The sequence below is a fragment of the Leucobacter chironomi DSM 19883 genome, from assembly GCF_000421845.1.
Taxonomy (GTDB): domain Bacteria; phylum Actinomycetota; class Actinomycetes; order Actinomycetales; family Microbacteriaceae; genus Leucobacter; species Leucobacter chironomi.
The window spans coordinates 20,440-29,666 of sequence record NZ_ATXU01000016.1; the positions used below are offsets into that span (position 1 = coordinate 20,440).

At 72.3% G+C, this 9,227-nt stretch carries 9 protein-coding genes; 3 read left to right on the forward strand and 6 right to left on the reverse strand.

All coding sequences use genetic code 11. From position 1 onward, the window contains the following. Positions 1-35: 35 nt before the first annotated feature. The 5 genes from H629_RS0113245 to truB form a co-directional block, all read right to left on the reverse strand. Positions 36-1,433, reverse strand: coding sequence for a DUF5719 family protein (locus H629_RS0113245; protein ID WP_024357718.1), 1,398 nt, complete (start codon positions 1,431-1,433; stop codon positions 36-38). After that, positions 1,430-4,426 (reverse strand): glycosyltransferase family 2 protein, encoded by a 2,997-nt coding sequence (locus H629_RS0113250; protein ID WP_024357719.1) that lies wholly within the window; start codon positions 4,424-4,426, stop codon positions 1,430-1,432. Before H629_RS0113250 ends, H629_RS0113245 begins: the two co-directional genes overlap by 4 nt. Positions 4,427-4,566: 140 nt before the next feature. Further along, complete coding sequence (locus tag H629_RS0113255; protein ID WP_024357720.1) at positions 4,567-4,785, reverse strand: WhiB family transcriptional regulator; 219 nt, start codon at positions 4,783-4,785, stop codon at positions 4,567-4,569. 253 nt (positions 4,786-5,038) lie between these two features. Beyond that, positions 5,039-5,395, reverse strand: a complete 357-nt coding sequence (locus tag H629_RS0113260) for a hypothetical protein (protein WP_024357721.1) — start codon at positions 5,393-5,395, stop codon at positions 5,039-5,041. Then, positions 5,392-6,444, reverse strand: coding sequence for a tRNA pseudouridine(55) synthase TruB (truB, locus tag H629_RS0113265; protein WP_240471111.1), 1,053 nt, complete (start codon positions 6,442-6,444; stop codon positions 5,392-5,394). The genes H629_RS0113260 and truB overlap by 4 nt, the downstream gene beginning before the upstream one ends. A 197-nt stretch (positions 6,445-6,641) precedes the next feature. On the opposite strand from truB, the gene H629_RS0113270 reads away from it, so the two are divergent. Then, positions 6,642-7,526, forward strand: a complete 885-nt coding sequence (locus H629_RS0113270; RefSeq protein ID WP_024357723.1) for an HhH-GPD family protein — start codon at positions 6,642-6,644, stop codon at positions 7,524-7,526. 51 nt (positions 7,527-7,577) lie between these two features. Here the strand turns inward: H629_RS0113270 and rbfA are convergent, their stop codons facing one another. Next, entirely contained in the window at positions 7,578-8,018 is a 441-nt protein-coding gene (gene rbfA / locus H629_RS0113275; protein ID WP_024357724.1) for a 30S ribosome-binding factor RbfA, read from the reverse strand. 81 nt (positions 8,019-8,099) lie between these two features. Between rbfA and H629_RS0113280 the strand changes: the two genes are divergently transcribed. Beyond that, positions 8,100-8,537: a helix-turn-helix transcriptional regulator gene (locus tag H629_RS0113280; RefSeq protein ID WP_024357725.1), complete on the forward strand. Its 438-nt coding sequence runs from the start codon at positions 8,100-8,102 to the stop codon at positions 8,535-8,537. Positions 8,538-8,547: 10 nt separating this feature from the next. After that, on the forward strand, positions 8,548-8,958 hold the full coding sequence (locus tag H629_RS0113285; RefSeq protein WP_024357726.1) for a VOC family protein: 411 nt from the start codon (positions 8,548-8,550) through the stop codon (positions 8,956-8,958). Positions 8,959-9,227: the final 269 nt, after the last annotated feature.

The window sequence follows — 9,227 nt, forward strand, 5'->3', positions numbered from 1 at the left end:
CTCGCGCCAGATCTGCTCGATCCCGGCGCTTCCGGTCAGCGAGTGTAGACGGTGAGCACGCCCTCTCGCGGATCGGGAGCGAGGATCGGATAGCCGGCGATCAGTCCCCCGCTCACGTACCGCACGCCGGCGTGCACCGGAACCGAGCTCGTGAGGAGCGCGTCGGCCGGAGCCCGCACCACTGCGGCCGACCCCGCGGGCAGCTTCTGCTTGCGGGCGGTGCCGCCGCCGTCGGCCTGCTCGACCACCAGTTCGGCCTCGACCTCGCCGGGGTTGACGACCACGAGCTCGCCGCCGTCGACGACCGGCACGGCCGCGGGCACATCGGCGGCCACGACCGGAGCCGGTGCGAACCACTCGTAGTCATGCCCCTCCGCCACGGTCGCAGAGCCGAGCGCGGCCGCGATGACGGGCACATCGGCATCCACGATCACGGCCTGCGCGTCCTCGGGCCAGTGCGGCACGATCAGCTCGCCGACCGATGCCTCGGCGAGCGCGATGTCGCCGAGGTCGGTGCTGCGCCCGGTCGCATCGACGGCGCGCACGTGCGCACTGCCCTCATCGCCGCTCGGCGCCAGCACCCGCACGGCCACCGGGAAGTCGTCGCCCTCGCCGGAGTCGCTCGGTCCATGCCCGTGATCGCTGCGGTTGGCGACCCCCGGGATCACGAGCGTCGTCTCCGGATCGATCTGACGGGTCACCGACGAGACGGCGAAGGGCGAGATGCCGGAGGTCTGGCCGACCCCGAGACTCGCCGTGACCGGCGCTCCGGTGCTGATGACCCGCACCGCCAGACGCTCCCGCTCCGGGGCGTAGCCGTTGAGCGACACGGTCTGCATCGTGCCGGCGGCGACGAGCACACCCGCGGTCTGCACGGCGTCGACCGGGCCGGACTCGTCGTAGACGCTGATCTGCACCGTCGCCGGCACCGAGCCGGGGTTGCCGAGGCTGAGCGTCGTCGACACCCCGAGCGCGGTCGAACCGCCCAGCAGCCACTGCTCGTTCAGCGGCTCGCCGCAGGCGCTCCCCGCCGCCCCGCTCAGGGTTTCGGTGCTCACCGCCTGGATCTGCGCGGCGGCCAGCGGCTCGTCGACGGGAGCCTCCAGCACGACCGGCGACGCTTCGCCGCCCTCGGGCCGTGTCAGGCTCACGACCTCGGTCGGCGCGCCCGAGACCGCCACGGCGGGCGCGCCCGTCGGCACGGCCGTCCCGGGGCGAGAGGGGTCGGCGCCCAGCTCGGCGAAGGGGCCGGCGCAGACCAGGCTGCGGACGGTGTTCTGCGTGCTGTCGACGGTCACAGCGATCGGTGCGCGCTGGACGGCGGGCAGCTCGGTCTGGCCGAGCAGCAGCACCGCGGCCGCGCACACGCCCACGACGACGAGGCCGGTCGCGGCGCGGGCGCCGCCGCGCAGCACTCGGGAACGATCGCTCATCGCGGTTCTCCGTTCTCGGGATGCTCGGGGGCGGGATGCTCTGATGCGGGATCCGCCGGATCGGCGGGACGCGGTTCGACCGCGGGATCCGCCGGAAGCGCGGTCGGATCGACCGGCGCCGCGGATCCGGGACCCCCGGCGGGGACATCCCCGGCAGCGGGGCTCCCCGGTGCCGGCAGCCCGGCCGCGGCACCCGCCCGGGTGCGCTTCGCCGCACGCCGACTCGGCCGCTTGCGGCGCTCGGGCCGGTACGTGACCTCACCGGTCGGCAGCGCGAGCAGCACCATGCCGATCAGCACCAGGAGCTGAATGCCCCAGATCGTCTGCCCCGTCAACGACGTGCCGCCGAGCCTCGTGCCCGCATCGCCCTGCGAGTCGGAGACGGACTCGGGATCCGCCACCCGCCACAGCAGCCCCTGCGCCGTCACACCCGCGCTCGCGAGCGCTGCGTGCTGGTCGAACACCCTCTGCAGCTCGGCGCGCTCCAGATCGCTGCCGCCGTTCACGAGCAGCACGAAGCCGATCCCCTCGCCTTGCAGGCTGTCGCGCATATCGGGGCCGCCGATGCTCGCGAGCCCGCCCACGAGCTCGGCGAGCCGGCGATCCGCCGCGGTCTCGACCGGCGACGCGAGCGACGAACGGATGCGATCGAGCCGCAAGCCGCTCCCCGTGACCAGCTCGGCGCGCACGCTGTGGCCGGCCTCCGGGGTGAGCACGAGCGTGCGCACATCGGGATCGTTCTCCCCCGCCGCCTGCACCAGCGCCGGCATCTGCGCGCTCGCCGGCACGAACGGCACCCGGTTCAGCAGCAGGTTGCCCGCGACGGGCACCACCGCGAGCAGCGCGGCCACGAGCCCCACCGCCACGACGGGCGCAGCCCCGCGCCGCAGCGCAGTCGCCCCCAACGCCGCGAGACTCAGCACCGCGATCCAGTACACCGCCAGGCCCGACCCGGTCCACACGGCGACGCTCTGGTCGCCGACCACCGAGAGCTGCAACTGCCCGGCGGCGATCGCGGTCGCCATGCCGAGCCCGCCGAGCACCGCGTTGAGCACCGTGACGGCGACGCGGCCCGTGAAGAGCCCGAGCAGCGCGAGCAGCGCGATCGGAGCCATCAGCACGCCCACGAGCAGCGTGGCGGGCGGCCCGCCGAGACCGATCCCGTCGAGGATGCCCGCCCAGCCTTCGAGACCGAACTCGGGGAAGCCGAGCAGCAGATGCCAGGTGGTGCCCGCGTCGAAGGGCGCGATCACGCCGGGATCGCGCAGCAGATCCAGCGGGCGGCCGTTCACGAGCAGGTAGACGATCTTCGGGGCGAACAGCACCGCGGGCATGAGCGCCGTGGTGAGCACGCGCGCCGCACCCCGCAGCGTCGTGAACAGCCCCACCACGAGCAGCACCAGGGCGGCCGGGATGAGGATCGGCGCAGCGGCCAGCGCCACCGCTGCGAGCAGCGACGCCGTGCCCGCCCAGCTCCACGACTCGCGGCAGCGGGTCGCCGCGAGCAGCAGCCACGGCAGCACGATGGCGAGCACGAGCGTGGGCAGACGACCCGAGTCGAGCGAGCCGAGCAGCACCGGGCTCAGCGCGAAGCCGAGGCTCAGCAGCACGCGCGCCGGACGCGACTCGGTGAGCTGCGCCGCCCAGATCCAGCCGCCCAGCGCGGCGAGCGGGATCGCGGCGATCATCAGCAGCACGAGCGCGTGCGAGGGGTTCCAGAAGGTCAGGGTGCCGAGCAGGGCGAGCACCCACGTGAACGGGTCGGCCGGCACGCCGCCGAGCGGCCGCGTGTTCCACCACAGCTGATCGATCGCGCTCAGGGGGGCGAGACCGCCGCCCGCGAGACTGGTCTGCGAGAACGCCCACCAGGTGAGGGCAACCGCCGCGACCGCGGCCGCGACGAGCACGGCGAGGCCGCCGGTCGAGATGAAGTGCAGCTCCCGCCGCTGCCGCCCGGAGGAGGCGAGGATCGCCTCACGGTCGATCATGCGCGCGGTGCGCACGCTCTTCGGATCCACCCGCAGCTGCCGGATCGCAGGCCACCCCGCGGTCGAGTGCCTGCGGATGCGACGGCGCGACGCGAGGATCGCGTGCGGTCGGAAGAACACGGCGAGCGCCGCCACGAACTCGCCGAGCATGTAGCCCGGCTGCTCCCGGATCAGCGACCACAGCACGCGCAGCACCGCGTACACGGGCAGCCCGAGCCACTCGAAGAACGCCACGGGCGCCGGAGCGTAGGCGATCCGCCGATGCAGCTGAGAAGTGCGAGCCTGACGGTGCGCGGCGCGCAGCACCGAGCGACGGCGATCGAGGTGCGGACCGGCCACGCCGCTCTGCGCGAAGCGCACGCGAGACGCGGGTGCCACCTCGACCCGGTGCCCCGCGAGGCGGGCGCGCACGCAGAAGTCGAGCCCGTCGTCGTAGACGGGCAGCGCGGGATCGAAGCCGCCGAGCTGCTCCCAGATGTCGCGGCGGACCAGCATGCCGACGGGGCCGACGCCCAGCACGTCCTGCAGGTGGTCGTACTGCTGCTGGTCGAGCTCCTGCCGGCGCAGCGTCCAGCGTGAGCCGTAGCGGGTGAGGCTCTGACCCAGCTCGATGATGCGCTCGGGGTGGTCCCAGTCGACGAGCTTCGGCCCGGCCACGACCACCGAGGGGGCGCGCTGCACACTGCTGAGGATGTGCTCGAGCGCCTGCGGCTCGGGGCACGCATCCTCGCTGAGCAGCCAGATCCAGTCGTCGACGCCGGCGACGGCCGGAGTCGTCTCTACTGCGCGCGCGACGGCCTGCCCGAAGGAGAGCCGCGACGAGAGGCCCACCACGCGCTCGGCGCCGCTGTGCATGAGCTGCTCGCCGACCCGCTGCGCCCCGCCGTTGTTCACGGCCACGATCGCATCCGGTGCGACGGTCTGGCCCGCGATCCCGGCGATGGTCTGGTCGAGCCATTCGCCGCCCCGCTGGGCGACCAGAATGGCGGTTACTCTCGTACGCATATCGCGCTCAGTCTAGGCGCGGATGCCCGGCCTTCCCTGGCGCCATGCCAGGCAGCCGCTAAATAGCCTCGCCCCCGCAGCAGTATCGATCGATAGTGCAGCAGGGGCGAGTGCGAAGTCGGGGTCTGGTTCTGCGAGGGCTAGCCGGCCTCGCGGCGCAGCCTGCGGCGCTCGCGCTCGGAGAGCCCGCCCCAGATGCCGAAGCGCTCATCGTTCTCGAGCGCGTAGTCGAGGCACTCGGAGCGCACCTCGCAGCTCTCGCAGATGCGCTTGGCCTCGCGGGTGGATCCGCCCTTCTCGGGGAAGAACGCCTCGGGGTCGGTCTGCGCGCAGAGGGCGTCGACCTGCCAGGCCAGCACCTCCTCGTCGCTGCGAACCCCCGGAACACCGAGGAAGACAGGATCTACGAACCAGTTACCCGGAACGGGGGTTTGCGACGGATCCGACACTGCCGCTCCTTTCCTCTGCTCCGGGCCACGCGATGCGCGCTGATACCTCACAATTACATCGGTGTGATTCGTTCAAGTCAAGCCGGGAAGTTTAAACCCTCAATCACGGCTTGAGGGTCGAAGACACGCCAGCGTGTCGCAAACGTGTCACGGCGGGACGGAGCTATCCCCAGATCACCAGCATTCGGTAGGTCATCACCGCGACCGCCAGATGCACCACCGCGAGCACCAGATTCGCCCACCGCGTGCGATCCACCAGCGCCCAGAACCCCGCAGCCGGCGGCAGCAGGAACGCCACGATCAGGTACATCCAGAACTCCAGCGGATCGCCCACCGCCGCGTTGCCCGCGAACGGCGCCGCGATCGAGATCACGATCTGCGCGAGCAGCAGCAGCGTCACGAGCAGCGTCGCGCCCATCGTGAAGTCATCGGGCCCGCGCTTCCGCAGCGCCGCGATCAAGCACAGCACCGCACCCACCAGAGCGACCGCGATCAGGACGACGGCAAACCAGAGGATCACGCTGCACCCTCCCCGCCCTGCGCCTCGCCCGCGCCGGAAGCGGCGGCGGCATCGATGCCGGTGTCGGTGCTGGGGTTGGCATCCGGCGTCGGGAAGTTCGTCACGACCCGCGTGCGCCCCCGCTTCACCTCGACCAGCCCCACGAGCCGCCCATCGGGTGCGACCGCGGCCGCGAGCTTCGCGTCGGGCTGCGCGGCCGGATCCACCTCCACGCGCTTGCCGTGCCCCAGATCGACCGCCTGCTCCGCCGTCAGCACCAGCTCGGGGAACAGCGCGGTCGCTACCTCGGTCGGCTCGGCCAGCGCGCCGATCCGCCCCTCCACCAGCTGCTCCGTCGACGTGACGCCCGCCACCGCGAACGGCCCCACCTCGGTGCGCCGCAGCGCCGTCAGGTGCCCGCCCACGCCCAGCGCAGCGCCGAGGTCGCGAGCGAGAGCGCGGATGTACGTGCCCGACGAGCACCGCACCGTCGCCTCGACGTCGATCACCGGATGTTCCTCGCCGTCGGGCCCCGCAGCGACGCGCGGCCGCGGCTCGCCGATCTCGAACGCGTGGATCGTCACCGGCCGCTTCTTCAACTCGACCTGCTCGCCCGCCCGCACCCGGTCGTAGGCGCGGCGCCCGTCGACCTTGATCGCGCTCACCGCGCTCGGAGCCTGCTCGATATCGCCCGTGAGCTCGGCGACGACGGCCGCGATGCGCGCCGGATCGGCCGCGAGCCGGGCCACCTCGGCGGGATCCGCAATGCTCAGCGTCTCACCCTCCCGGTCGTCGGTGACCGTCGCCGAGCCGAGGCGGATCGTCGTCGAGTAGGTCTTGTCGAGGCCCACGAGATGGGTGAGCAGCCGCGTCGCCGGGCCCGCGCCGAGCACCAGCAACCCGGTCGCCATCGGGTCGAGCGTGCCGGCGTGCCCCACCTTGCGGGTGCCGAGCGCACGGCGCGCCTTGGCGACCACGTCGTGGCTGGTCCAGCCCTCCGCCTTATCGATCAGCAGGATCGCCCCCTGCGGGGGCAGCGGGCCGGGAGCGCTCTGGGCCTGATTCGTCACCCCTCCAGCCTAGCCCGGCCCAGGGGTGCGAGCTGGGGGCCCGGGCCGGCGCGGCCTCCGTTCACACAGTGGATCGCAGTTCAGACTGAGCTTCTCGCTGAGAACCTCAGTCTGAACTGCGATCCACGCCCTGAACTGCGAAGGGTAGTGCTCCCGCAGCCCCGATTCTCCGAGCTGCGGATCGCTAGGCTGTGCGCGTGGACACCACTCCGATCGCGCGCGAACTCAACGCCTGGTACGCGCGCACCGCGCGGGATCTCCCCTGGCGCGATGCCGACGCGACGCCGTGGGCGATCCTCGTCTCCGAGTTCATGCTGCAGCAGACCCAGGTCGACAGGGTGCTCCCCCGCTGGACGGCGTGGATCGAGCGCTGGCCCGCCCCCTCGGCGCTCGCCGCTGAGGAGCCCGGCGAGGCAGTGCGCGCGTGGGACCGTCTCGGATACCCGCGCCGCGCGCTCTGGCTGCACCGCGCCGCCGTCGAGATCGCCGAGCAGCACGGCGACCGCGTCCCCTCCGACGTGGAACAGCTGCTCGCACTCACCGGCATCGGCCCCTACACCGCGCGAGCCGTGGCTGCCTTCGCGTTCGGCGAGCGGCACCCCGTCGTCGACACGAACACCCGGCGCCTGCTCGCCCGCCTGCTGCACGGACGGGCCGCCGCAGGCATGCCTTCACCGCGCGACCTCACCGACATGGCGCAGTTGCTGCCCGAAGAACCCGAAGCGGCCGCCGTCTTCAACGCCGCGGCGATGGAACTCGGCGCCGTCGTCTGCACCGCCCGCGCGCCCCGCTGCGATGCCTGCCCCGTCGCGCAGTGGTGCGAGTGGCGCGGCGCCGGCTACCCCGACAACGCGCCTGCGAAGCGGCCGCGCCAGGCGAAGTTCGAAGGCAGCGACCGGCAGGTGCGCGGCCGGATCATGGCACTGCTGCGCGCCGCCGACGCCCCCGTCTCACCCAGGCAGGCCCTCGCCGCCGCTGCCGAGGGCGGCGTGCGCGATCCCGAGCAGCCGCGCCGAGCCTACGACTCCCTCGTCACCGACGGGCTCATGATCGAGCTCGACGGAGCCGTGCGCCTTCCCTGAGCGGCGCCTCGCCCGACGCGAAGCCGCCACGAGAGCGGGCAGCGAGCGGGCTCAGCGCTCCTCTTCGTCGTCTTCCTCGCGGGGCTTCACATAGGGGTCGGCCTCGCCGGCGTACTGGGCGCCGGCCGCGAGTGCCGCCGCCTCTTCGTCGCGGCGCTTCGCCTCGGCCAGCAGATCGTTGAGGTGCTGCGCGCTCTCGGGGAGCTCATCGTGGATGAACTCGAGCACGGGCGTGAGCCGCGTGCCCAGCTGCTTGCCCACCTCGGTGCGCAGCATGCCCGTGGCGGCCTTCAGCGCCGCCGCCGAGTCGGCCTGCTCCTTCTCATCGCCGTACACCGTGTAGAAGATGCTCGCCTGCTGCAGGTCGCCCGTGACGCGCACATCGGTGATCGTGACGAAACCGAGGCGCGGATCCCGCAGCCCCTTCTCCAGCCTGCGCGCGATGATCTGCTGGATGCGCTCTGCCACCTTGCCGGCCCTGGGATTGCTCATGCCACCAGCCTACCGCCAGCCCCCGACACGCAGCGCACCGGCCCTGTCGCTCCGAGCGGCCGGATCCGCGAAGATGGACCCGTGAGCAGAGCCGACGACGACCGCCTGCACGACCTCGTGCTGCTGCGGAAGGTGCGCGACCGCATCGACCGCGACTACGCGACCCCGCTCGACGTCGAGTCGCTGGCCAGCGGCATCGGCTTCTCGGCCGGGCACCTGAGCCGCGAGTTCAAGGCCGCATACGGCGAATCCCCCTACAGCTACCTCATGACGCGCCGCATCGAACGCGCCATGACGCTGCTGCGCCGCGGCGATTTCAGCGTCACCGAGGTCTGCTTCGCCGTGGGATACGGCTCGCTCGGCACCTTCACCACCCGCTTCACCGAGCTCGTGGGCATGTCGCCCGGGCGCTACCGCAGGGAGGGCTGCGAACCGCTCGCCGGGCTGCCCGGCATCATCACGATGCGCGCCACGAAACCGGTCAGGAATCGAGAAGTTTCCCGTTCCGACGGCGAGTAGCGTGACGGGCATGAAGATCAACATTCACGTCACATTCCTGCCCCACACCGACCCCGACGCCTCCCTCGCGTTCTACCGCGACGTGCTCGGATTCGACGTCCGCAACGACGTCGGATACGAGGACATGCGCTGGATCACGGTCGGCCCGCCCAACCAGCCCGATACCTCCATCGTGCTCACGCCGCCCGCCATCGACCCGGGTCTCACCGACGACGAGCGCCGCGTCGTGCGCGAACTCGTCGCGAAGGGGGCCTACGCCTCCGTCGTCTTCGCGACCGACGAACTGCAGCCGCTCTTCGAGAAGGTCGAGGCCTCCGGCGTCGACGTGCTCCAGGAGCCCATGGACCAGGACTGGGGCGCCCGCGACTTCGCCTTCCGCGATCCCGCGGGCAACACCGTCCGCGTGCAGCAGCTCGCCTAGCCGCACCCATCCCCCCTGCCCCTGGCCCCTCTTGCCCCCTGACCCCTCTTGCCCAGCTGCCCCTCACCCCACCCGCGCCGCAGTTCACGCAGTGGATCGCAGCTCATTCGGACCCCATCGCGGAAATTCCTCCGCCTGAGCTGCGATCCACTGCTTGAACTGCGGGCCTCAAGTGCAGGGGCAGGGGCAGGGGGCAAGAGGGGCCAGGGGCAGGGGGCAGGCTGCTGGGAGAGGCGGGCTGCTGGGGCGGGCTGCAATGCAGACAGGGG

Excerpts from the sequence above, each read along its gene's own strand:
- H629_RS0113245 (WP_024357718.1), bottom strand. The coding sequence starts at position 1,433 with ATGAGCGATCGTTCCCGAGTGCTGCGCGGCGGCGCCCGCGCCGCGACC.
- H629_RS0113250 (WP_024357719.1), bottom strand. The coding sequence starts at position 4,426 with ATGCGTACGAGAGTAACCGCCATTCTGGTCGCCCAGCGGGGCGGCGAA.
- H629_RS0113285 (WP_024357726.1), top strand. The coding sequence starts at position 8,548 with ATGAAGATCAACATTCACGTCACATTCCTGCCCCACACCGACCCCGAC.
- rbfA (WP_024357724.1), bottom strand. The coding sequence starts at position 8,018 with ATGAGCAATCCCAGGGCCGGCAAGGTGGCAGAGCGCATCCAGCAGATC.